This window comes from Streptomyces sp. FIT100 (genome assembly GCF_024584805.1).
Lineage (GTDB): Bacteria > Actinomycetota > Actinomycetes > Streptomycetales > Streptomycetaceae > Streptomyces.
This window is the reverse complement of the sequence record NZ_CP075715.1, coordinates 6,704,488-6,727,210: the sequence shown is the minus strand read 5'-3', so window position 1 is coordinate 6,727,210 and position 22,723 is coordinate 6,704,488. Positions and strand designations below refer to the sequence as shown.

Annotated in this window: 21 protein-coding genes and 3 pseudogenes; 10 read left to right on the top strand and 14 right to left on the bottom strand. The window is 69.9% G+C overall.

The window, feature by feature from the left end; translation table 11 throughout:
* Nucleotides 1–10: 10 nt before the first annotated feature.
* The 4 genes from KK483_RS30095 to KK483_RS30080 all read right to left on the bottom strand — a co-directional run bounded on the left by KK483_RS30095 (nucleotide 11) and on the right by KK483_RS30080 (nucleotide 3,544).
* On the bottom strand, nucleotides 11–955 hold the full coding sequence (locus KK483_RS30095; RefSeq protein WP_262008364.1) for a carbohydrate ABC transporter permease: 945 nt from the start codon (nucleotides 953–955) through the stop codon (nucleotides 11–13).
* A complete protein-coding gene (locus KK483_RS30090) occupies nucleotides 952–1,959 on the bottom strand; it encodes a sugar ABC transporter permease (RefSeq protein ID WP_262008363.1) in 1,008 nt (335 codons plus the stop codon). Before KK483_RS30090 ends, KK483_RS30095 begins: the two co-directional genes overlap by 4 nt.
* Before the next feature lie 196 nt (nucleotides 1,960–2,155).
* Nucleotides 2,156–2,917, bottom strand: coding sequence for a DeoR/GlpR family DNA-binding transcription regulator (locus tag KK483_RS30085; RefSeq protein WP_262008362.1), 762 nt, complete (start codon nucleotides 2,915–2,917; stop codon nucleotides 2,156–2,158).
* Nucleotides 2,918–3,133: 216 nt separating this feature from the next.
* Nucleotides 3,134–3,544, bottom strand: coding sequence for a hypothetical protein (locus KK483_RS30080; protein WP_262008361.1), 411 nt, complete (start codon nucleotides 3,542–3,544; stop codon nucleotides 3,134–3,136).
* Nucleotides 3,545–3,652: 108 nt separating this feature from the next.
* Between KK483_RS30080 and KK483_RS30075 the strand changes: the two genes are divergently transcribed.
* The 3 genes from KK483_RS30075 to KK483_RS30065 all read left to right on the top strand — a co-directional run bounded on the left by KK483_RS30075 (nucleotide 3,653) and on the right by KK483_RS30065 (nucleotide 4,978).
* Nucleotides 3,653–4,054, top strand: a complete 402-nt coding sequence (locus KK483_RS30075) for a hypothetical protein (RefSeq protein ID WP_262008360.1) — start codon at nucleotides 3,653–3,655, stop codon at nucleotides 4,052–4,054.
* Nucleotides 4,055–4,167: 113 nt separating this feature from the next.
* Nucleotides 4,168–4,413 carry a hypothetical protein gene (locus KK483_RS30070; protein ID WP_262008359.1) on the top strand — a complete coding sequence of 82 codons (246 nt, stop codon included), beginning with the start codon at nucleotides 4,168–4,170 and terminating at the stop codon, nucleotides 4,411–4,413.
* Between the two features lie 112 nt (nucleotides 4,414–4,525).
* A complete protein-coding gene (locus tag KK483_RS30065; RefSeq protein WP_262008358.1) occupies nucleotides 4,526–4,978 on the top strand; it encodes a lamin tail domain-containing protein in 453 nt (150 codons plus the stop codon).
* A gap of 309 nt (nucleotides 4,979–5,287) precedes the next feature.
* Here the strand turns inward: KK483_RS30065 and KK483_RS30060 are convergent, their stop codons facing one another.
* Nucleotides 5,288–5,794, bottom strand: coding sequence for a GNAT family N-acetyltransferase (locus tag KK483_RS30060; protein ID WP_262008357.1), 507 nt, complete (start codon nucleotides 5,792–5,794; stop codon nucleotides 5,288–5,290).
* Between the two features lie 95 nt (nucleotides 5,795–5,889).
* The gene (gcl, locus tag KK483_RS30055; protein ID WP_262008356.1) at nucleotides 5,890–7,677 is read right to left on the bottom strand and encodes a glyoxylate carboligase; all 1,788 of its coding nucleotides are present in this window, start codon (nucleotides 7,675–7,677) and stop codon (nucleotides 5,890–5,892) included.
* Between the two features lie 252 nt (nucleotides 7,678–7,929).
* On the opposite strand from gcl, the gene KK483_RS30050 reads away from it, so the two are divergent.
* Together KK483_RS30050 and KK483_RS30045 are read left to right on the top strand one after the other, a co-directional pair.
* The gene (locus KK483_RS30050) at nucleotides 7,930–8,784 is read left to right on the top strand and encodes a hypothetical protein (RefSeq protein ID WP_262008355.1); all 855 of its coding nucleotides are present in this window, start codon (nucleotides 7,930–7,932) and stop codon (nucleotides 8,782–8,784) included.
* 8 nt (nucleotides 8,785–8,792) lie between these two features.
* Complete coding sequence (locus tag KK483_RS30045) at nucleotides 8,793–9,794, top strand: hypothetical protein (RefSeq protein WP_262008354.1); 1,002 nt, start codon at nucleotides 8,793–8,795, stop codon at nucleotides 9,792–9,794.
* 58 nt (nucleotides 9,795–9,852) lie between these two features.
* Here KK483_RS30045 and KK483_RS30040 read toward each other — a convergent pair whose 3' ends face one another.
* The 3 genes and pseudogenes from KK483_RS30040 to KK483_RS30030 all read right to left on the bottom strand — a co-directional run bounded on the left by KK483_RS30040 (nucleotide 9,853) and on the right by KK483_RS30030 (nucleotide 13,647).
* Entirely contained in the window at nucleotides 9,853–10,209 is a 357-nt protein-coding gene (locus tag KK483_RS30040; protein WP_262008353.1) for a DUF805 domain-containing protein, read from the bottom strand.
* Between the two features lie 113 nt (nucleotides 10,210–10,322).
* A pseudogene (locus tag KK483_RS30035) lies at nucleotides 10,323–11,965 on the bottom strand (AMP-binding protein).
* Nucleotides 11,962–13,647 carry an AMP-binding protein gene (locus KK483_RS30030; RefSeq protein WP_262008352.1) on the bottom strand — a complete coding sequence of 562 codons (1,686 nt, stop codon included), beginning with the start codon at nucleotides 13,645–13,647 and terminating at the stop codon, nucleotides 11,962–11,964. The pseudogene KK483_RS30035 and the gene KK483_RS30030 overlap by 4 nt, the downstream one beginning before the upstream one ends.
* Nucleotides 13,648–13,752: 105 nt before the next feature.
* On the opposite strand from KK483_RS30030, the gene KK483_RS30025 reads away from it, so the two are divergent.
* The gene (locus KK483_RS30025) at nucleotides 13,753–14,577 is read left to right on the top strand and encodes a helix-turn-helix transcriptional regulator (protein WP_262008350.1); all 825 of its coding nucleotides are present in this window, start codon (nucleotides 13,753–13,755) and stop codon (nucleotides 14,575–14,577) included.
* A gap of 198 nt (nucleotides 14,578–14,775) precedes the next feature.
* Nucleotides 14,776–15,264, top strand: a complete 489-nt coding sequence (locus KK483_RS30020; protein WP_262008349.1) for an SAV_915 family protein — start codon at nucleotides 14,776–14,778, stop codon at nucleotides 15,262–15,264.
* Here the strand turns inward: KK483_RS30020 and KK483_RS30015 are convergent, their stop codons facing one another.
* Nucleotides 15,265–16,398, bottom strand: coding sequence for a winged helix DNA-binding domain-containing protein (locus KK483_RS30015; RefSeq protein ID WP_262008348.1), 1,134 nt, complete (start codon nucleotides 16,396–16,398; stop codon nucleotides 15,265–15,267).
* Nucleotides 16,399–16,544: 146 nt separating this feature from the next.
* On the opposite strand from KK483_RS30015, the gene KK483_RS30010 reads away from it, so the two are divergent.
* Nucleotides 16,545–17,696 carry a magnesium and cobalt transport protein CorA gene (locus tag KK483_RS30010; protein WP_262008347.1) on the top strand — a complete coding sequence of 384 codons (1,152 nt, stop codon included), beginning with the start codon at nucleotides 16,545–16,547 and terminating at the stop codon, nucleotides 17,694–17,696.
* 1,442 nt (nucleotides 17,697–19,138) lie between these two features.
* Here KK483_RS30010 and KK483_RS30005 read toward each other — a convergent pair.
* On the bottom strand, nucleotides 19,139–19,711 hold the full coding sequence (locus KK483_RS30005) for a hypothetical protein (protein ID WP_262008346.1): 573 nt from the start codon (nucleotides 19,709–19,711) through the stop codon (nucleotides 19,139–19,141).
* A gap of 371 nt (nucleotides 19,712–20,082) precedes the next feature.
* Between KK483_RS30005 and KK483_RS30000 the strand changes: the two genes are divergently transcribed.
* Nucleotides 20,083–20,280 carry a hypothetical protein gene (locus KK483_RS30000; RefSeq protein ID WP_262008345.1) on the top strand — a complete coding sequence of 66 codons (198 nt, stop codon included), beginning with the start codon at nucleotides 20,083–20,085 and terminating at the stop codon, nucleotides 20,278–20,280.
* A gap of 202 nt (nucleotides 20,281–20,482) precedes the next feature.
* Here the strand turns inward: KK483_RS30000 and KK483_RS29995 are convergent, their stop codons facing one another.
* The 3 genes and pseudogenes from KK483_RS29995 to KK483_RS29985 form a co-directional block, all read right to left on the bottom strand.
* Entirely contained in the window at nucleotides 20,483–20,746 is a 264-nt protein-coding gene (locus KK483_RS29995) for a hypothetical protein (protein WP_262009828.1), read from the bottom strand.
* 75 nt (nucleotides 20,747–20,821) lie between these two features.
* A pseudogene (locus KK483_RS29990) lies at nucleotides 20,822–21,065 on the bottom strand (transposase); the annotation flags it as partial.
* A 189-nt stretch (nucleotides 21,066–21,254) separates the two neighbouring features.
* A pseudogene (locus tag KK483_RS29985) lies at nucleotides 21,255–21,368 on the bottom strand (IS5/IS1182 family transposase); the annotation flags it as partial.
* Nucleotides 21,369–21,647: 279 nt separating this feature from the next.
* Here KK483_RS29985 and KK483_RS29980 point away from each other — a divergent pair.
* Nucleotides 21,648–22,637, top strand: coding sequence for a DMT family transporter (locus KK483_RS29980; protein WP_262008344.1), 990 nt, complete (start codon nucleotides 21,648–21,650; stop codon nucleotides 22,635–22,637).
* Nucleotides 22,638–22,723 lie beyond the last annotated feature (86 nt).

The window sequence follows — 22,723 nt, the reverse complement described above, 5'->3', positions numbered from 1 at the left end:
ACGGAACGGCTCATGCCTTGATGGCGCCGGTGAGAACGCCCTTGGCGAAGTACTTCTGGAGGAAGGGGTAGACGGCGACGATCGGAATCACCGCGAGGATCAGCACGGCCATCGACAGCGAGGTGCTGGCCGGCAGCGCGCTGACGCCCATCGCCTTGGCGTTGAAGGTGTCGCCCTGGAGGACGTAGGAGCGCAGGACGACCTGGAGCGGCAGTTTGTCCTGGTCGTTGATGTAGAGGACCGCGTTGAAGAAGTTGTTCCAGTACGTGACCGCGTAGTACATGCCGACGACCGCGATCACCGCCTTCGACAGCGGCAGCACGATCCGCAGCATGACTGCGAGGTCTCCGGCACCGTCGAGCCGCGCGGCTTCGTGGAGTTCCTCCGGGATGCTCTGGAAGAAGGCCCGCACCACGATGACGTTGAAGGCGTTGAGCATGATCGGGACGACCATGGCGCCGTAGGTGTCGAGCAGGCCCAGCTCCTGCGCCACCAGGTAGTTGGGGATGATGCCGGGGGTGAAGAGGAAGGTGCCGACCACGACGAGGAGCAGCGGCTTGCCGGCGTACGTGCCGGGCCGCGACAGCCCGTAGGCGAGGCAGACCGTGCAGAGCAGGCTCAGCGCGGTACCGACGAGGGTGACGCCGACGCTGACCAGCGCGGCCCGGGTCACCACGCCGCCGGCGAGGACCACCTGGTATGCCTCCAGGGTGGGACGCGCGGGCAGCAGCACATAGCCGCCGTTGGCGGCGAGTTCCGCCTTGGTGGCGAGGCTGGTGCCGAGGGCGAGCAGGAACGGGTAGCCGACGGCCACCGTCATCGCGACGATGACCAGGAACTTGAAACCCTGTCCTGCCCAGGTCGGCCGTTCCATCCACACCGGGCGTTCGGCCGGCCGGCGGCGGCGCCTGCCGAGGAATCTGCCGAGGGATGCGGACATCGGCGTGCTGCTCATCGGTAGACCCCCTGCTCGCCGAGGCGGTGCGCGAGCTTGTTGGCGAGGACGATCAGGATGAAGCCGATGACGCCCTTCATCAGCCCGGCCGCGGTGGACATGCCCCAGTCGCCGTCGACGACGCCGTGGAAGTAGACGTAGGTGTCGAGGACTTCCGCCGCGCCCGTGCCCACCGCGTCGCGCTGGAGGAGCAGTTGCTCGAAGCCGACGGACAGGATGTCGCCGAGTCGCAGGATCAGCAGCATGATCATCACGGGGCGGATGCCGGGCAGGGTGATGTGCCACATGCGGCGCAGCCATCCGGCGCCGTCCATGGCCGCCGACTCGTAGAGCGAGTTGTCGATGGAGGCCATGGCCGCGAGGAAGATGATCGCGCCCCAGCCGGCGTCCTTCCAGATGGCCTGGGAGGTGATCAGCAGGATGAACGTGTCAGGGTTGTTCATGAGGTTGCCGACGTGGACGCCGTGGTCGTTCAGATAGCTGCTGACCGTGCCGGCTCCGCCGAACACCTGCCGGAACATGCCGACGACCACGACCCAGGACAGGAAGTGCGGCAGATAGACCACGGTCTGCATCAGCCGCCGGGTCCTGTTGCTGATCAGCGAGTTGAGGAAGAGTGCGAGGGCGATGGGCGCGGGGAAGTAGAGGATCAGCTGGACGGTGCTGATCTCCAGGGTGTTCCAGACGGCCGACCAGAACTCGGGCTCCGCGAGGAGTGCGGTGAAGTTGGTCCAGCCGACGAACGGGCTCTGCCGGAAGCCCAGATAGGGCTGGTAGTCCTGGAAGGCGATGATGTTGCCCGCCAGCGGCAGATAGAAGAAGACCGCGAAGTAGAGGATGCCGGGCACGCACAGCAGAAGAAGCATCCGGTCACGCCGCAGCCGGTGGCGCAGCGGTTTCCGTTTCGACCCGGTCCGGTTCCCTCCGGTGGGGGGCGCGGTGGCGTCGGGTGTCGCTTCTGGTGGTGCGGAGGCCAGGCGGGGTGACGCGGGCACAGAGGCCATCACTTTCACCTCCGGCAAGGTGGTCGGGCAGGGGGAGCGCAGCGAGCGCACAACGGGGCACCATGGGGTGGATGCCAGCCGCGGAGCCCCTGAATCTTGCACCGCCGTGCGCGCGGGAGACAAGAGGTGATTGAAATCTCGTGGAACCGCTCACAAATGAGCAGCGACCGCGCACGGTTCGCGCAGCGTCTCGCCGTCAGACCTGGAGGACTCTCACCCCGCGCCGTGTGAACTCCGCGGCCTGCTCAGGAGCTTCGGAGTCCGTCACCAGGAGATCGATCTCCGCAGGGGCGCAGATACGGGCGAAGGCACGTGTGCCGAGTTTCCGGCTGTCCGCCACCACCACGAGCCTGCGGGCACGCTGGGCCAGCAGGGCGTTGGTGCTCGCCTCGTGCTCGCTGTGCGCGCTCGCGCCCAGCGCCGGGTCGACGGCGTCGACGCCGATGAAGGCGATGTCCAGGCTGACCTCGCGCAGCACACGACCGGCCAGCGGCCCGACGAGCTCGTAGGACTGGGGCATGACCACCCCACCCGTGGTCACGACCTTGATGTGCGGGCGCGCGGCCAGCTCGCCGGCGATGTTCAGCGCATTGGTCACGATCGTCACCGTGCAGCCGCCGGGCTCGCCGATGGCCCTCGCAACCTCGGTGGTCGTGGTCCCGCCGTTCAGTCCGATCACCATGCTCGGTCCGACCATGGCGGCCGCCGCCTCGGCGATGCGCTGCTTCTGCGCCAGGCGCCGCACCGATCTGTAGCGCTGCGGCAGGTCGTACGCGACGGTCCGGGCCACCGCTCCGCCCCGTGTGCGGGTCAGCAGCTGCTGCTCCGCGAGGTGGTCGAGGTCGCGGCGGATCGTCGCCACGGACACGCGCAACTCGATGGCCACGGCCTCGACCTCGACCTGTTGGCGTTCGCCGAGCAGCCCGACGAGCGCGTTGTGGCGTTCGTGGCGGTTCACCGCACCTCCTTCATGCCGTTCGAGTGTGAAGTGGTGGGATCGGCGAATCGTCCCCGTGCTCGACGAGTGCGCCCAGCATGCACGATCACCCGGCGGGGTCAGGCCCCCGGGCTCCCGCCTGCGCACTCACACCCTGCGCGCTCCCGCCTGCGCGCTCCTGCCTGCGGGCTCCCGCCTGCGGGCTCGTCTCGGAGGGCTCCCCGCCGCGGACTCGCGTCAGATCGCCTTGACCGCGGTCTCGAACTCGGTCACGAGCTTCAGCACGTCTCCCCCGTTCGCAGCGCTCTTGACCTCGTCCACGGCACGTACGGTGGCCTCCGCCAGATCGGCCAGGTCCCGGTAGGGCACACGGCGTTTGCCGAAGCGGATGAACTGCGCGTCACGGCACGCCTGGTTGAACACCAGGAGCGCCGTGTGGTGGCGGGCGGCCCCCTGCTCGCCCGAGAGCGCGTAGTCCCGGAGGGCCGCGACCAGCCCCTCACCGGCCGCGCGGACGCCGCCACGGGAGCCGGATCTCACCTTCCCGATCACGGGGGTCACCAGAGCGGTGACCACGATGCCGATGACCGCGTTGCCCGCGGCCTTGCCCCCGCCGCCGGCCGCTCCCTGTCGTGCTGCTGCCGCCATCCCAACCACCCCTTGCCCAAAAGGACTTGATGCCGCACAACGTGCCACACCGAACAACCGGGTATAGCCATACCATCTTCACACCGTCTCTACACAAGGGGGCCGTCGATGGCATGGTCGTTGATTCCGAGCATGGCGGCCGGGCGCGCGGCGGCCGCGCTCGGGCGCAGTCTGGGCGACCGGCTCGCCGATTCGCTGTCGCTCTCGGCCAAGGGCCGCGGTCATGCCCGGACGGCGTGCGGGGCGGTGCTCGGCGCGCTCGCCTCGGCGGCGGTCTCCGCCGTGCTGCTCGACCCGGTCGGCATGGCGGGCGGTGTGGCCGCCGCCACGGCGGACCCCGGGCCGGGGCCCGACCAGCACAGCGGCGGTGAGCCCAAGTTCGGCTGGGAAGGCCGCTACCCGGCCGGTGTGGACGGGGACGGCAACACGGTCGTCCAGAGCAGCACGGGCGGCCCGGTGGTCCAGGCCACGAACGAGCCGGCCGACCCGACGGACGTCACCTGGCCCTGACGGACATCCTCCGGCCCGGCGCCACCTCCCGTCGACTGGCGTACCGTTGTCGGCGCCTGCCCTCGCCCCCTCCGGGGACCGCACCCAACGGGCGGGATGCACCGGAGGTAGCCGTGGACCGTACCGACCGCATGTTCATCGTCGGCCTCACCGTGCCGATCGCGGCGGCCGCCGCCGTCACCGTCGCCCTTCGGCCCGCGTCGCTCTGGGAGTGGCTGGCCGTCGTCGGAACCGCGGTCGCCGCCGCGGTCGTGGTCGCCTTGGTGTACGCCCGCACCGCCCGGGCCGCCCGCACCACCCGGACCCGGGCCGGCAAGGGGTCCACGGCGCGCCCGCGCGGCAACCGCTCGCACATTTGACCGCTCTATCGCGATTCGATAACGCGCGGTTGAGGGCGATTGGCTCCGTCATAGTGTGAGCGTCCCGCCGGGCCCGATTTGGGGGGTGCCCGGCCACATCCTAGGGACGTTCATGCTTCGTACCCGCACGGCTGCCGCCGCCGTCACGGCGGCGGCCTTCGCCGGACTCCTCGCACTGCCCGCGCCCGCGCAGGCCGCCGGCTCCGTCCACCTCTACCGGATCTACTACGACAGCCCCGGCTCGGACCGCGGCGCGAACTCCAGCCTCAACGCCGAGTACGTGCAGATCCGCAACACCACCGGCGCCGCCGTGAACCTGAAGGGGTGGACGCTCACCGACGCCTCGAACCACAAGTACGTCTTCGCGTCGTTCACGCTCGGCAAGGGCAAGACGGTGACGGTGCGGACCGGCAAGGGGACCAACTCCAGCACGACCCGCTACCAGGGCCGCTCCTGGTACGTGTGGAACAACGACAAGGACACCGCGACGCTGAAGCGGTCGAACGGCAGCCGCGTCGACACCTGCTCGTACAACTCGACCAGGTACGACTACAAGAACTGCTGAGGCACTCGTCGTGGACGGCGCCCGCCCCTCACCGGGGCGGGCGCTCGCGCGTGACCCGGCGGTGCCGGGCGGCGGCGCCCCTGCCCGGCCCGCACATTCGTTCCGGCACACCCCTACCGCGGTGGGCCGCCGGGGTGCATGCTGTGCGCACCCCGCCCGCGGTGGTTGCGACTCCCGGGCGGGGGCCAGCCGTCCCTCCCGACCCTCCCCACGGGAGGGCCGGGGCCTGCCCGGAACCCGACCGGAGCCGCCGCCCCGGCCGGTCGGGCAGTCGGGCGGCCGCATGGCGGTTCTACCCGCCGGTTCCGTTCACAGCTCAAGGCCGTAGGTGAGCAGGGTGAAGCCGGGCAGCGGCTCCCAGTCACGGTCGGGGGTGCGGACGAACCCCAGGCGCTCGTAGATGCGGTGGGCGGTGTGCATGCTGCGCTGAGTGGAGAGCATGAGCCGTCGGCAGCCGTCGGTGGCGCGGGCCTGCGCGATGCATGCACGGACGAGGGCCTCTCCGGCACCACGGCCACGGGCGTGCGGGGACACGGCGAGCATGCGGAACTCGGCCTCGCCGTCCCGTGCGATGTCGGCGAACGGGCCCCCGGCCCCCACGAACGTCACTCCGCCCAGCAGCCGCGCGTCCTGGTCCACGGCGACGAGCACGTCGGCGGCGCCGTCCTGGGCGCGGGCGGCGACGTCGCGCAGCACGTGCAGATAGGCGTCGTCCTCGCCGAAGCCGAGCAGCCCGTCCCCGAGATACGCCTGCGCGGTGATCTCCCCGAGCTGCTCGAACTCCACGGGTTCGGCGCGCCTGATGACGATGTCCATGCCGGGCAGTGTGCCGCATGGGTACGACAGCGTCGCGCGGGTTTCCGCGTCCTGCGCTCCGGGACGTCCGGAGCGCAGGACGCGGTCCTCGGGCCTCAGACGGACAGCGGGCGGATCGCCGTAGGCGCGTGGTCCGGTGCGGTGGCGAGCTCCTCGAACTCGGAGATGTCGCTGATGTCCATGGTGCGGCTCATCGAGATGTTGGTGATCCGCTCCAGGATCGCCTCGACGACGACCGGGACCCGGTACTCCTGAGCCAGCTTCTTCGCCTCTTCGAACGCGGGCAGCAGCTGGTCCGGCTCGGTGACGCGGATCGCCTTGCAGCCGAGCCCCTCGGCGACCTTGACGTGGTCGACGCCGTAGACGCCGAGCTCCGGGGAGTTGATGTTCTCGAACTCCAGGTTGACCTGGAAGTTGAGGTCGAGGCCGAGCTGCGCCTGACGGATCAGGCCCAGGTAGGAGTTGTTCACGAGGACGTGGACGTACGGGATCCGGTGCTGGGCGCCGACCGCCAGTTCCTCGATCATGAACTGGAAGTCGTAGTCGCCGGAGAGGGCGACGACCTGGGCCTCCGGGTCCGCCTTGGCGACACCGATCGCGGCGGGAATGGTCCAGCCGAGCGGGCCGGCCTGGCCGCAGTTGATCCAGTGGCGCGGCCTGTAGACGTGCAGCATCTGCGCGCCGGCGATCTGGGAGAGGCCGATCGTGGTGACGTAGCGCGTCTCCGGACCGAACGCCCTGTTCATCTCCTCGTACACGCGCTGCGGCTTGAGCGGCACATCGTCGAAGTGCGTGCGCCGCAGCATCGTGGCCTTGCGCTCCTGCGTGGCGCCGACCCACGCGCCACGGTCGGGCAGCCGGCCCTCGGCCTTCAGCTCCTTGGCGATCTCGACGAAGAGCTCCAGCGCGGCCCTGGCGTCCGAGGCGATGCCGTAGTCCGGCGCGAAGATCTTGCCGATCTGGGTGGGCTCGATGTCGACGTGGACGAACTTGCGGCCCTTCGTGTAGACGTCGAGCTTGTAGCCGGTGTGGCGGTTGGCCCAGCGGTTGCCGATGCCGAGGACGAAGTCCGAGTCGAGGAAGTTGGCGTTGCCGTAGCGGTGCGAGGTCTGCACGCCGACCATGCCGGCGTTGAGCTCGTGGTCGTCGGCGATGGCACCCCAGCCCATCAGGGTCGGGATGACGGGCGTGCCGGTGAGCTCGGCGAACTCGACCAGCAGATCGGAGGCGTCGGCGCTGATGATGCCGCCGCCCGCGACGATCACGGGGCGCTCGGAGGCGAGGAGGAAGGAGATCGCCTTCTCGATCTGGGCGCGGCTCGCGGCGGGCTTGTAGACCGGCAGCGGCTCGTACGTCTCCGGGTCGAACTCGATCTCGGTGAGCTGGACGTCGATCGGCAGGTCGATGAGCACGGGGCCGGGCCGGCCGGAGCGCATCAGGTGGAATGCCTGCTGGAAGACGCCGGGGACCTGCGCGGCCTCCAGGACGGTCGTCGCGGCCTTGGTGACGGGCTTGGCGATCGAGGCGATGTCGACGGCCTGGAAGTCCTCTTTGTGGATCACGTGGGTCGGCGCCTGGCCGGTGATGCACAGGATCGGAATCGAGTCACCGATCGCCGAGTAGAGGCCGGTGATCATGTCCGTTCCGGCGGGGCCCGACGTACCGATGCAGACGCCGATGTTGCCGGGGTGGGTGCGGGTGTACCCCTCGGCCATGTGCGAGGCGCCCTCGACATGGCGGGCGAGGGTGTGGTCGATGCCGCCACCCTCCTTGAGGGCCTTGTAGAAGGGGTTGATCGCCGCGCCCGGCACACCGAACGCGTGGCTGACACCTTCGCGCTTGAGGATCTCAACTGCCGCTCGGGCGGCGGTCATACGAGGCATGGGGTGCTCCTGCTTCGGCCTGGCGGATCGGGCTCTGTCGCGCCACCTGAGAGCGTCGATTCCGAATCTATTCCGTCATGCGGAAGTATATTTCTACTATCCGGAATCAATCTAGGATGCGGGGTCGTCGGCGTCAAGGGAGAACGGTCATTCGCCGCACGGAGGGATGGCCGAAGTCCCTCCCCAAGGGCTCGCGCTTGGTGGACGATGGGGACCACGAGGCGTGCGCGAGAGCGCCGAAGGGGGTCAGACATGGGCGATCAGGTGCCGGTCCGCTGCCCGGTCTGCCGCCGTACGCACACCTATGCCGCACCCGTCTTCCCGTGCGCGTGCGGGGCGCCGCTCGCCCCTCCGCTGCTGCGGGGCGCGCCCGCGGAGCCGATCCGCCACCGCACCTGGACGGACGACTGGGTCACGGTCCGCTGCCAGGCGTGCGGACGGCAGGACCAGTGGCCGCAGCCCGAGCTCGGCTGCCCCTGCGGCACGGTCCTGCGCATACCGGTCCGGCCCGTGTCGGCGGCTCCGCGGCCGTCCGCGTCGGCCTCCTCGGCTTCCTCCGCCTCCTCGGCCTCCGCCTCTTCGGCGTCGCGTACGGCATCGGCGTCGGCGGGCTCGGCCGGGTCAGGCGGAGCCCTCCCGCCCGCGCCGGGAGCCCCGGGAGCCGCCGGGACCCCGGACTCCGAGCACCCCGTCCGCATCCCGCTCCCCCGCATCGCGCCACTGCCCAGGCCCGCCTTCCAGCCGGTCGTCATCCGCACCGAGCGGGACGCGGTGACCGCTGCCGCGCTCTATCTGCGGTGGCTGGGCTTCCCGGAGGTCGTGCAGCCGGAGGAGCGGCCCGCGTCCGGGATCGATCTGCGCGGCCCCGGGCTGGTCGCCCAGGTCGACCCCACCACCCGCCCGGCGACCCTGCGCGCCGTCGAGTGCCTCTGGCTGAACGGGCTGAGTTCGTCGTCCGTGAGCGTCTTCTTCTCCCTCGCCGGGTACGCGGCCGACGCCAGGGCCCGCGCCGACGACCTCGGCGTCCCGCTGTTCGTCATGGACCTCACCGGCACCCCGCAGCCGGTGAACGGCCCCGCGGACGAGCTGCTGTCGGCCGGCGCCTGACCGTGGACGTGCGGGGCATCTCGTACGACACGGACGGCGGCTGGGACCGTGCGGCCGTGCGCCGCGATCTGCGGGCGATCCGCGAGGAGCTGTACTGCACGGCCGTCCAGCTGCGCGGCGCGGACGTCGAGCGGCTCACGGAGGCCGCCGCGTACGCGCTGGACACGGGCCTCGACGTCTGGATCCTGCCGGAGCCCGGCACCGGCCTGCCGCGCCGCGAGATCCTCGCGCACCTCGCCCGCGCCGCCGAGGCGGCCGAGCGGCTGCGTGCCGCCCACCCCGGCCGGGTCACGCTCGTCGCGGGCTGCGCGTACTCGCTCCTCACGCGCGGCATCATGCCCGGCCCGCACCTCCTCGTCCGGCTGCGGCTGCTCCCCCTCCTCCGCCTGGACGGCGGCTCCGGCGGCCCGCTGCACCGGCTCGTCACGAGACGACTCCATAGGATGCTCGCCGAGGCCCTGGGGACCGCACGGGCGGCCTTCCGGGGCCCCGTCACGTATGCCGCCGGCTTCTGGGAGGACGTCGACTGGTCCGGGTACGACATGGTCGGCGTGAACCTCTACCGCTTCGCCGCCAACGAGGAGCGCTATCCCGAGCTGCTCCGCGCCCTGACGCTCCGGGCCGGCGGAAAGCCGGTCGTCGTCACGGAGTTCGGCTGCGGCGCGTACGCGGGGGCCGGCAAGGCGTGCCCCGGGAGCTTCCGCATCGTCCGGTGGCTCTCGGCCCGTCCGCGGATAAGGGAGGGGTATGTCCGCGACGAGTACACACAGGCCGCGTATCTCAGCGAACTGATCGGGCTGTACGCGGAAGCGGGCATCCGCGGCTGCTTCGTCTTCACCTTCGCCACACCCGGCTTTCCGCACAGCACGGATCCGCGCTACGACCTCGACTTGGCGGGCTTCGGAGTCGTCCGCGTCTCGCCCGACGCTCCCGGGGAATGGGAGACGAAGGAGGCGTTCCACGCCGTGGCCCGCGCCTACAAGGCGGTGCCGCACGACAAAGCGCCGTGACCGACAGGAATGCTGTCGGTCACGGCGCCACGGGCCGCGAGCCCGCCGTGCTGCTGGGTCAGGCAGCCGCGACGAACTTCGGGTTCACACCGTGCTTGTTCTCCTCCGGCTTGCCTTCGCCGGCCAGGAAGACGAGCAGGATGATGAAGCCCACCAGCGGGATCGCGCCGATGAAGATGAACCAGCCCGAACGGTCGGTGTCGTGCAGGCGGCGGATGGTCACACCGAGGGCCGGCAGGAACGTGGCGAGGCCGTACAGGCCGTAGATCAGCGGGAAGGTGCCGACGGCGAAGTCGACGACCGCCAGCACGACGATGGCGATGGCGTGGAAGAGGACGAACATCCAGTATTCCTTGCGGCGCGCACGCCCGCTGAACACCGCGTACTTCTTCAGAACTTCCAGGTACCAGTTCATTTGCGTCCCCCCAAAGGATCGCTGACAGGCCGCGTCCTTGTGGAGCGGGCCACCGGCCGGAACGGTCGGCCGGTGGCTGAAACTAGAGCCCCTGATATGCACTGGTCAAACCGTTACCTGTCACCGCCGAATCGACGCCGGATATCAACCTTTTTCACCTTGCCGCTCACGGTCATCGGGAATCCCTCCATGATCTCCAGCCGGCGCGGGACCTTGTAGTGGGCCAGCTGCCCCCGGCAGTGACCGGCGATCTCCTCCAGTGTCGGCGGATCGGCCGGGTCGCGAGGAATGACGCAGGCCAGGATCTCCTCGCCGTACTTCTCGTCGGGTACGCCCACGACCTGCACGTCTGCGACCTTCGGGTGGCCGTGGAGGAACTCCTCGATCTCGCGCGGATACACGTTCTCGCCACCACGGATGATCATGTCCTTGATACGGCCGACGATCTCGACGTAGTCGTCCTCGCGGATGACGGCGAGGTCGCCCGTGTGCATCCAGCGGCCCTCGTCTATCGCCTCGGCGGTCCGCTCCGGTTCGTTCCAGTAGCCGAGCATCACGCTGTATCCGCGGGTGCACAGTTCGCCCGCCTCGCCGCGCGGGAGGGTCACACCGGTTACCGGGTCGACGACCTTGACCTCGATGTGCGGGAGCACCCGCCCCACGGTGCCGGTACGCCGCTCCAGGTCGTCGTCCCGACGGGTCTGGGTGGAGACAGGGGAGGTATCCGTCATTCCGTAGCAGATCGACACCTCCGCCATGTTCATCTCGGCCACGACCCGCTTCATCACCTCCACCGGGCACGGCGAGCCCGCCATGATGCCGGTGCGCAGCGAGGAGAGGTCGTACGCCGCGAAGTCCGGGAGGTTCAGCTCGGCGATGAACATGGTCGGCACGCCGTAGAGCGAGGTGCAGCGCTCCTGCTGGACGGCGCGCAGGGTGGCGGCCGGATCGAAGGACGGGGCGGGGATGACGATGCAGGCACCGTGCGAGGTGGCGCCGAGGTTGCCCATCACCATGCCGAAGCAGTGGTAGAAGGGCACGGGCAGGCAGACCCGGTCCTGCTCGGTGTAGCCGATCATCTCCCCCACGAAATAGCCGTTGTTGAGGATGCTGTGGTGGGAGAGGGTGGCGCCCTTGGGGAAGCCGGTGGTGCCGGAGGTGTACTGGATGTTGACCGGGTCGTCGCAGGACAACTCGGCCTCGCGAAGCACAGGTTCGTTCTCGGGGGCGCCGGCGGCCGCCGACAGCAGCTCCGTCCAGCTCGCGTCCCCGATGTAGTGCACCGCCCGCAGCTCCGGGCAGTTGTGGGCGACCTGCTCGACGAGTGCGCGGTAGTCGCTCGTCCTGTGCGCGAGCGAGGCGATCAGCAGGGAGACTCCGGCCTGGTTGAGCACGTACTCCAGCTCGTGCGCCCGGTACGCCGGATTGATGTTGACCATGATCGCGCCGATGCGTGCGGTGGCGTACTGCACGAGCACCCTCCCCCATGGCTTCGCATGGGAGGTACCCCCACCGGGCAGTTCACCGCCCAGATGCCGACCCGGTCGCCCTTGGCGACGCCGCGGGCGAGCAGCGCCCGCCCCAGCTCGTCGACGTCGGCGCCGAACTCCGCGTACGTCCAGCGGCGTCCGGACGGTACGTCGACGAGCGCCTCACAGTCGGGGTACGCCTCGACCGCGCGGTCCAGACTGCGGCCGACGGTGTCGCCGAGCAGTGGCACCGTGCCCGTGCCGTGCGTGTAGGACAGGACCGTCATCGCAGCTCCCCCTCGTCGTACTCGGCCGTCGAACCCGCGGCGGTGGCCTCGCGCAGCTCGATCCGGCGGATCTTTCCCGACACGGTCTTGGGCAGCTCGCCGAATTCGAGCCTGCGGATGCGTTTGTACGGGGCGAGGACTGCGCGCGAGTGCGCGAAGAGCTGCCGCGCGGTCTCGGTGTTCGGCTCCCAGCCGGCCGCGAGGACGACGTATGCCTTGGGGACGGCGAGGCGCACCGGATCGGGCGCGGGGACGACCGCGGCCTCCGCGACCGCCTCGTGCTCCAGGAGCGCGCTCTCCAGCTCGAACGGCGAGATCTTGTAGTCGGACGCCTTGAAGACGTCGTCGGCGCGGCCGACGTAGGTGATGTAGCCGTCGGTGTCGCGCGTGCCGATGTCGCCGGTGCGGTAGTAGCCGTCCGCCATGGCCTCGGCGGTGCGCTCCGGGTCGCCGTGGTAGCCGGTCATCAGGCCGACCGGTGCGGCGGACAGGTCGAGCGCGATCTCGCCCTCGTCGGCGCCCGGCTTGCCGCTGACGGGGTCGAGGAGCTCGACGCGGAAGCCGGGGCTCGGCCGGCCCATGGAGCCTGCCTTCAGGAGCTGGCCCGGGGAGTTGGAGACCTGGACGGCGGTCTCGGTCTGCCCGAAGCCGTCGCGGATCGTCACGCCCCAGGCCCGCCGTACGGCCTCGATCACCTCGGGGTTGAGCGGTTCGCCGGCGGCGACGACCTCGCGCGGCGGGGTGCGCAGCTGGGTGAGGTCGGCCTGGATCAGCATCCGCCACACGGTGGGCGGGGCGCAGAAGCTGGTGACACCGGCCCGGTCCATCTCGGCCATGAGCCGTCCGGCGTCGAAGCGGGTGTAGTTGTGGATGAAGACGGTCGCCTCGGCGTTCCACGGCGCGAAGAGATTGGACCAGGCGTGCTTGGCCCAGCCGGGCGAGGAGATGTTGAGATGGACGTCGCCGGGACGGAGCCCGATCCAGTACAGGGTGGCCAAGTGGCCGACCGGGTACGACACATGGGTGTGCTCGACGAGCTTGGGCCGGGCGGTCGTGCCGGAGGTGAAGTAGAGCATGAGAGGGTCGTCGGCGCGGGTGGGCCCGTCGGGCTCGAAGGCGTCGGGGGCCGCGGAGGCGTGCTCGTACGGGTGCCAGCCGGTGGCCCCGCCGCCGACGGCGATCCGGGTGTAGTCGCCCGGCACCTCGTCGAACTTGGCGGTGTCGTCGGTCCGTACGATCACGTGCCGGACCCGGCCCCGCTCGATCCGGTCCCGCAGGTCGACCGGACCGAGCAGCGGGGTGGCCGGGATGACGACGGCCCGGAGCTTCATGGCGGCGAGGGCGGTCTCCCACAGCTCGGCCTGGTTGCCGAGCATCACGAGGATGCGGTCGCCGGCCCGGACGCCCTGCTGCCGGAGCCAGTTGGCGGCCCGGTTCGAGCCGGTCCTCAGCTCGTCGAAGGTGAGCCGCGTGGCCGCGCCGTCCTCCTCGACGATGTGCAGCGCGGGCCGGTCGTTGCCCTCGGCGATCGCGTCGAACCAGTCAAGCGCCCAGTTGAACCGCTCGAAACGGGGCCAGGTGAACCCTTCATACGCCGCCGCGTAGTCCTCCCGGTGTTGGAGCAGGAAGTCCCGGGCCGCCCGGAACCTCTCCGTCGCGTCCGTGCCGCCGGTTGCCGCCATGTGTCCTCCTCATTGCGGGACCGCTCCCGAGCATCGTGTAATCAGTGACGCAGGTCTCACTACCCCCGTACGGGGGTGCTGTGCCGACGGAGGGACCCGGAAACCATGAGTTCGGAGTCGGTGGAGATACGGGCGGCGCTGCTGCGGCTGCGCCGCACCACCGGTCTGCAGGTCGCCTTCGGCGGTCTGCTGCCCGAACCGCGCCGTATGCGCATCGCCGAACTGAACGGAGCCGCGACCGGCGCGCTGCGCGGGCTGGCGATCTGCTCCGGCAGCGGTCTCGGCGGCAAGGCGATCGCGCTGGCCAGACCGTGCGCGGTGACCGACTACCGCGCGGCCCGCCACATCAGCCACGAGTACGACGCGGCCGTCGCGGCCGAGGGGCTGCGGTCGGTCCTGGCGGTGCCGGTGGTCGTACGCCGCAAGGTGCGCGGCGTGCTGTACGGAGCCCTGCGCCAACCGCTGGCGCTGGGCGAGCGGGTGCTGGACGAGGCGGTGGCGGCGGCCCGTGACGTCGAGCAGCGCCTGGTCGTACGGGACGAGGTCCAGCGGCTGGTGGCGCAAGCGCGTGCGCCGGAGGCCGGCGGGCACACACGCCTGTGGGAGGACGTCCGCGAGGCCCATGCCGAGCTGCGCGCGCTGGCGCCGCGGATCGCGGACCCCGCGCTGCGCGCGGAGCTGGCGTCCGCGTGCGACCGCCTCGCCTCGGCCGGGACCCCGCTGCGGACCGCGGGCCCCGCACTGGCGCCCCGCGAACTCGATGTGCTCGCCTGCGTGGCGACGGGTTCGACCAACGCCGCCACGGCAGACCGGCTGGGACTGCGCCCGGAGACGGTCAAGGGCTATCTGCGGACCGCGATGCGCAAGCTGGGCGCGCACTCGCGCGTGGAGGCGGTGGTGGCGGCCCGGCGTGCGGGGCTGCTGCCCTGAGCCGTAGGGGTGGCCGGCAGCGGCGTCCGTCGCGTCAGCGTGACGTCAGGGCGACGTAAGGGCGGCGTCAGGACTTGGCCGGCGCGGATCAGCGACGCGTCATGATTCCGCCGCTCCGCGCGCCGACGCGGGGGTGGCGGGGCAACGCTTTCCTCCAGGTCGCTCAGGTCGCTCAGGTCGCTTCACCCGGAGGAAACCATGGACGAACTCCTCGCCGAGGACACGGACCCCGACGAACCCCGCCCGGCAGCGCCGCTGTTCGTACCCGTACGGCTCGGCTCCGCCGGGGGACACCAGCTGCGCTTCATGCGCACGCCGCTCGGCGTGCGCACCGCCGTCGGTTTCACCAGTGCGCGACGGCTGACCGCTGTGCTCGGCGCGGGCCAGGCGTGGACCAGGCTCGCCGAGCCGGCGCTGCGGGCGCTGTCGGAACCGCTGGGCGTGACCGTGGTGACCGTGGACCCGCAGCTGACCGCACACGCTCCCTCGCGTGTGCCCGGGCCCGCGCCTGCTCCCGCACCCGGGCCCGCGCGCGTGCCCGGGCCTGCTCCTGCTCCTGCTCCTGCTGCCGCTCGGATTCCCCGGCAGGCGGGTATGTGTGCGCGCCGCTTCGCCCCCTCCCCCGAGTCCGGCGTGGTGCACGCACTGCGCGACGGGGGCCCGCACCGCCGAAGCCCGGAGGAGTGACTACGGGTCCGCGACGACGCCGAACCGCACATCCCGCGCCGAGGCCCCCGTCATGGTGGTGAGCAGCCGCTCGCCCTCCTCGGCCAGCTCCGTGCGCTGCGCGCGGTCGAGCCTGACGAACGGCTGGACGGTCAGCGTCGCGGTGTGCTCGGACTCCGCGAGCTTCCAGATCCCGGCGACGAGGCCGTCGGTGAGGAACACGGAGGAGGGCTGGTTGCCCTTCCAGGTGCGCCGCCTGAACTCCTCGGGCACCACGCGCGAGCGGTCGGCGTGCGAGAGGAGGAGGTTGTCGTACTCGGCGAGGAAGCGCGGCGGAGCCGGAGCCGCCGGGTCGGGGCGGGGCGCGTCCGGGAGGTCGAAGAGCTCGGCGCCGTTCTCGTCCTGGAAGGTGAGCAGCTCGGGGCGCAGCCGCTCCAAGGCGGCACGCAGCCCGGTCAGCCCGGACCAGGTCTGCATGTCCTTCACCGAGGCGGGCCCGAAGGCGGCGAGGTAGCGGCGTACGACGGTCTCCGGCGCGGGGGCGGGAGCCGGCGGCCGGCCGAACCACTGCTCTGCGGGGACCAGCACGACCTGGCCGCTCGCGCCCCACAGTCCGCGCGGGGTGGCCTGCACGAGCGGCAGCAGGCAGCGCGCGGCGGTGGTCAGGGCGAGCGGGTCCGCTTCGGGCCAGTGGGCAAGCAGGGCCTGCCGCAGCTCACCGACCGGCCGGGGCCGATCGGTGAGCAGTTCGCGGGCGACGGCGGTGAGCCGGTCGAGGTCGACGCCGTCGAGCCGCTTCAGGAACATCCTCAGCTCCCGGTCCGGCCCTCCCGGCTGGGCGAACGGGCGCAGGGCGAGACAGTCGGCCGCGGTGTGCGTGTGGATGGTGGAGCGGAGCGTGACCATGCGTGCGGCCTCGCGCGACTCCATCAGCGCGGAGAGTTCCTGCGGGCGGAAGGCGTGCAGCCGGGCAGCGAGCGCGTAGTACGGCGGCCGGACGTTCTGCGCCTGGAGGCCGACGAGGTGCCCGACCGCGGCCTCGGCGGACATCCGCCCGTCCGGGCCCCGGTGCAGCAGGAGCTGGCGGGCCAGGGTGGCGCGGTTGAGGGCGCGGGGGCCGAGCAGGGGGTGCGTCCGGCGGGTCGGGGAGGCCATGCCGGGCACGCTACTCGCCCTTGCGGACAGGAACTGTCCGCAAGGGAAATCCTCCAGCCCTTCTCCTGGGCATGCCGCTACACCATGCCGGAGCGAGCAGTCGCGGATATCCTGCTCCGAGGCCGACCGCCCGGGAGGTGACCAGGATGTCCGACCGCCGCATGAGAACCGCTTCGCGCGCGAAGAAACACGCCTGGCGCCGCCGCCCGGCCCCCGCCCCGCCGGCCCGCCCCGCCCCGGCCGAGGCGCCGCCCGCCGCTCCCGTGCAGAAGGACCAGGGCAGCATCGCCCAGGCCGCCCTCTACCGCGACGGCCGCCGTGTCTCGACCCCCGACTCGCTCGCCGAGACGTTCCGGGAGCTGCGCGAGCAGCCCTGCGGAATGGCGTGGATCGGGTTGCACCGCCCGACCGAGGCCGAACTGCTGTCGCTGGCCGAGGAGTTCGATCTCCACGAACTGGCCGTCGAGGACGCGATGGAGGCCCACCAGCGCCCCAAGCTGGAACGCTACGGCGACACCCTCTTCGTCGTCCTGCGCGCCGCGCGCTACCTCGACGCCCAGGAGGAGGTCGACTTCGGCGAGCTCCACGTCTTCGTCGGCCGCGACTTCGTCATCACGGTCCGCCACGGAGCGGCCCCCGACCTCTCGGCGGTCCGCCGCCGCATGGAGTCCACCCCGGAGCTCCTCGCCCTCGGCCCCGAAGCGGTCCTGTACGCCATCCTCGACGCGGTCGTCGACGGCTACGCCCCCGTCGTGGCGGGCGTCCAGATCGACATCGACGAGATCGAGACCGAGGTCTTCGGCGGCGACCCCGCCGTCTCCCGCCGCATCTACGAACTCGCCCGCGAAATGGTCGAGTTCCAGCGCGCCACCCGCCCCCTGGTCGGCATGCTCCACGCCTTGATGGCGGGCTTCGCCAAATACGGCACGGACGAGGAACTCCAGCGCTACCTCCGCGACGTCGCCGACCACGTCACCCACACCAGCGAGCGCGTCGACGGCTTCCGCCAGGCCCTCGCGGACATCCTCACGGTCAACTCGACCCTGGTGACGCAACAGCAGAACGCGGAGATGCGGGCGCTGGCGGAGGCGGGCTTCGAGCAGAACGAGGAGATCAAGAAGATCTCGTCCTGGGCGGCCATTCTCTTCGCACCCACACTGGTGGGAACGATCTACGGCATGAACTTCGACAACATGCCGGAGCTGCACTGGGCGGGCGGGTATCCGTTCGCGGTGGTGCTGATGGCGGTGGTGTGCGCGAGCCTGTACGTGGTCTTCAAGCGCAAGGACTGGCTGTAGCGACCGGCGAGCAAGTGGCAGTCGATCACCTTCCCATTTACAAATGATCACCTGGAGTCCTCTCCACCTGCTGGCGAGAATCTGGGCAGAATACGCGGCGTTGGGGAGCGAGGCACCGCCTTCAGCAACCGCCGCTACTCATGTCCCACGTCCGTCCACTGCACCCGAATCTCACAGCCAAATCGTCACTCAGCGTGTTGTCGAGTGGGGCGAGCATGCGAAAGCGGGTGACACAGCGCAATGCCGTGCCACCCGCTCATGAGGCGGCGGAGATCTCAGGCTGCCGTGACGCTCTTGGGACTTGTGCCGAGCAGGGTGTCGATGACTGTCCGCCCCTTGCCGCCGGCCTCGGGCATGAAGTGGGCGTAGTGGTCGAGCCATCGGGCCAGCGTGACGACGGACCCGCCCGCTTCGAGAATGATCGACCCAAGCAGCCCGCACGGAAAGACAAGTTCAGGCGACGTTTATCCCGGCCACGAACACCTGACCCAAGGAAGCCCAGCCCGCCCAGAAGGCCGACACGCTAGCCGAGTTGGAGCAGCAGTGGGACGCCCACACCATCAGTAGCGGAATGTTCTACCGCTGGCGCCGAAGCTCGAAAAGGAAGTGAAGGCACTCCGCCGCGAGCGCGCGCAGTTCTAGATGGATTCACAGGCACAAGACGAGGCGCCGGGCTATAGCCAGAAAATGACTGTCCGGGGAGTACCGGAGAGAAGGGAATAGGATCCCGAAACTGCGGAGACTTACACCGATCTGGAAGCAGTAGCCCGCGGAAGGGAGAATTCAGCATCGACAATCCCTCCCAGGGATTCCCACTCCCCACTCCCCACTCCCCCACCGGAGAGGCAACGAGTCGAGTTGGCACTCACTCGTCAGTAGAGTATTCGAGGTCACCAAACGATCCCGTCTTCACCATGAGGCGTCGCCTCCCTCTCTGCGGAAGAATCAAATCGACTTACAGAGAAGAACCTAGAAGCCGCAACGAGGAGAGTGCAACCGTATGAACTCTGAATTGGGAACGCCGCAGCAGGACACAGCGGGATCGAGCTGTATCGAGAAGGATGCAGCCGGATGCAGTGAGGACCTAAAGAGATCAGAGCGCCGTCGCCCTTGCGGCGAAAGAGAGACCCAGATCACAGAGTGGCTAGTGCGTCGCAGATCAGGCGTCACACCCTCGCGAAGTGCCGTTCCAGGCCGCTGAGACTCGGCTTGAGTCGTTGCAGGCGAGAGGCCCCGTTCGTGATCAACCAGACCTCGTGGTCGCGAGCCGTCCGCTCCACGAACACCGCCACATCCACGCAGAAAGTGCCTTCCAACCGAGACAGCAGAGACCCTCGACAAGTCTCATCGTCCCCGATCAGGAGACACTTTCGCGTTCACGGCACGGCGACCGCCCTCACCCCAAGGGAAAACGCGAGGCTAACGCCGGATCCCGTTCCACATCACTCCGCCCCCTCCTCCGGGCAGGCGTTGAATCCCATATCGAGGTCAGGGATATCGTCGTCGACTCCCTCCACGATGGCGATCGCGTTGTCGGCTGCGCTGCGGGTGGCAGTGCCGGCTTCCACTGCGGTGCAGCCGGTGAACGGTTCGCCGCTCAGGGCGCCGGCTTGGCCGGCTTCGACGATCGGGCCGGTGGGTCCGACGTACGTGCGTCGCTCGGTGGCCTCGACGCTGGCCACGATGTTGTTGCCGTCGTCCCTGAAGGTCAACACATCGCGGGTGTCGCTGGTGGCGGTGAAGTTGTTGAAGGAGCCGGTGCCCTCCATCGCGATATCGACGCGGCTGATGTCGGGCTGCAGCGGCGACTGGCACGACCCCGAAGCGCTGCCGGTGGCGTTGCCGTTGCCGGCAATGTGCATCTCGAATTCGTTCAGGTTGCAGACGAGGGCCTGGGGCTGGGCGGAGGCCGGCGGCGCGGCGACCAGCGCGGCGCCGAGGGTGAGGACGGCCAGTGCTGCGGCCGGTCCACGGACCGATCGGGGGCGGGTGAAGTGCATGATGATTCCCTTCACCTCCGGTCCGCCTACTCCTACCAGGGACACCAGCGGGCCGGGGGACGTCGTGGTGCGGTGGATGTGTACGGCCTTTCCCCCCTGCGGGGTGCGGCGGGGCAGCAGCCTGCGTGCAGGACTCGCGAAATGTGCGCGCCAGACTCTGTTCAGTCGGCACTTTCCAACAGTCAGGCCAGAAAGACCGGTTGGCAATAGCCGTCCAACGGCTACCCCGTGAACGTGTTGAATTCCGCCGGCACGCGGAAGGTAAACCGCGCCTTCCGTTGCACAGTCAACCCAATCCCTTATCAAGACCTCTTTCTCCGGCTCTCGCGGAGAAAGAGGTTGCGGCAGACCCGAGCGCCGTGCTCTGGTGCGGCAGCCTTCAGCTCATGCTCGTCGACAGGTCGTACAACCACGAGGTGCTGAAGGCCAGCCGCTACGCGCGAATCGCGTTCGCCCTCTGCGTCCTCACCGCGATGCTGCCGCTGTTCGTCACGATGACGGACGAGAGCAGGGAGATGTCCTCGACGAGCACGTCTGCGTTGTTATCCGCCCGCTTCGGCGCGCTGGAGGCGTGGATGGAGTAGTACCAGTTTCCGCCGAGCTTGATCCCGAGCGCGGGGAAAGACTTTCCGGATTCGTCGTCGCGTACCTGAACCACGTGCAGGTCATCGTGGAACTCGGCGCCATGACGGGTGGCGATGGCGATACTTCGGCGGTTCGAGCCCGTGCGGATGCGGTAGACGGTGATGTCGTCGTCCCAGTGGAACTCCTCGATGCGCCAGTTTCCTACGCGAAGTCCGCTCGGGCTGCGGCTGGCGACGTCGAATTCAACTGCGGGCTCCTTGCCAAGGAGTTCCCATCGGCTACTTCCTGGAGAGCCACCAGGTCAAGGTTGTGGTCCTTGATCAGGCCAGGAACCTCTTCGAGGGTGTCGACCTTGCCGTCCCAGGTGTTCCAGGTGGCCATCTTGTTGACGGGTGGCGCCGCGGCTGCGGGCGTTGCGGGCAGAAGGATTACTTGGAGCAGCCCCGTGAGGAGGGTGAGTCCCATAGCGGCGGCCACGGTACGCGGCCACCGGAGCACCCTCGAGGGTCGTAAGGAGTCTTCACCTCCTGCCGAGGGCTGAAGTGTGTCTGGACCGCGTCGTTTGCGGTGCGGGATGAGTAGGCCGGTGCCCTGATAGCCACCATCGGCGATGGTCGGGGTTTCCGCGGCAGGCCCGGTCGATCCCGGACTCCGTGAAGGCCCGGCAGTCGTTGCGGCTGCCGGGCAGCGGCCGGCCGATCGCCACGACCAGGCGGCTGTTGGCGTCGATCACGACCTGCAGGTTGGTCGAGTACCGGTCGTTCTTGCTGGACGCGGCGATACTGCGACGAGACCGTCGTCGTCCATCACACCTGCCTGGTCCCGTCGTATGAGGGCGACGCCATCTTCACCGGGCTGTACATCGAAGCCAGACACCAGCGTGGCCGCATTCTCGCGCCCTCGCTGCGTGTCCTGGCGGCTGACCGGCTCAAGCCCGTACAGCCGAGCCACCGTGCGTACCGGTGAACGCATCGCCGCGCCGGTCGGTGACGTTGGCGGCTGTCACCAGCACCATCAGGAGCAGGCCGAGGCAGTCCGTGATGACGTGCCGGCACTTGCCGTTGATCTTCTTACCGCCGTCGTAGCCCCGCCGTGAGACCTCGGGCGGACAACGGCTCCTATTTCTGCTGGAAGACCACCGTTGACCGTGCGGACCTGCGCCACGGTGGTGATGTGGGCAAAGGTGACAACTGAACCTGCTTGACACTGCCTGGTATTGGGGAGCCTCCCGCTATGAGCGCACGATGCGACCACTCGTCAGCGTGAACGCGTGAACGGCAGGAGTCCTCGGAGCTCGGGCGGCAGCCGGACCGCGGACCGTCCTGTGGTTCCTGCCCGGCATGTGGAGACGAAGGGTACGGCCGGCGTGGACGCCCGGTTCAGCGGCATCGTGCATGTCCTGGCGGCGGCGGTTCTGTGGGGCACCGTGGGGCCCGCACAGCTCGTCGCCGATGCCGAGGTCTCTCTCGTGAGCCTGGGGGCGTGCCGAATGCTGCTGGGCGGGGCGGTGCTGGGCCTGTTCACCGTGCGGGCCGCGGGGCTGCGTACGCTGTGGCGGCCTGCGGCCCGGTGGTGGATGCTGGCCGGCGTACTGGTGACCGCTGCCTTCCAGGTCTGCTTCTTGGAGGCGGTGGAACGTACGGGGGCCGCACTGGCCACGGCGGTGACCTTCGGGACCGTGCCAGTGATCACTGGGCTCTGGGCGTGGTGGTTCGAGCGTGAGCGTGCCTCCGCGGCCGGGTGGTGCGGCACCGCCTGTTCGCTTGCGGGCATCGGGTTGCTGCTGGTGCCGGACGCGGCCGCTCAGGTGGATGTGACCGGCGTGCTGCTCGGCATCGCGTCAGGCGGCAGCTTCGGTACCTACATCGCGGCCACCAAGCAACTCGCCCGGCGCGGTGCTGATACCACGGCTGCGGCGCCGATGAGCGTGCTGTGTGCCGGGGTTCTTCTGTCACCGTGGCTGGTTGCGAGGCCCGGCGGTCTGGGGGCGCCGCGTGCGGTGCTGCTGATCGGCTGGCTGGCACTGGGCACGACCGCGCTGGGCTATCTCCTTTTCGCCCGCGGTGTCACCCGGATCAGCGCTGCCACCGCGGGCACACTGAGTCTCGGCGAACCGCTGGTCGCAGCAGTGCTGGGCGTCGCGTTGCTGGGTGAGCGGCCGGGCGCTGTGGCAGCCTGCGGGGCAGCGCTGCTACTCGGCGGTCTGATCGCGGTCTCCCTGCCATCACGCGGCCGGACGGCGCCGGGCGGGAAGGAGCCTACCGTCGCCGCCGGCGGAGGGACCAGGGCGGACGAGGCCGGTTCCCGGGGCGGCACGCCGAAGGCCGCGCCCAGGAACGAGCGCGGCAGGTTCTGAGTCGGCCGTGCCACGTGCCGGTCTTCCCGTTGATGCGGTGTGGTCGGCTCCGCCGTCCACTGCCCGTGATGCCACTGCCATGGGCC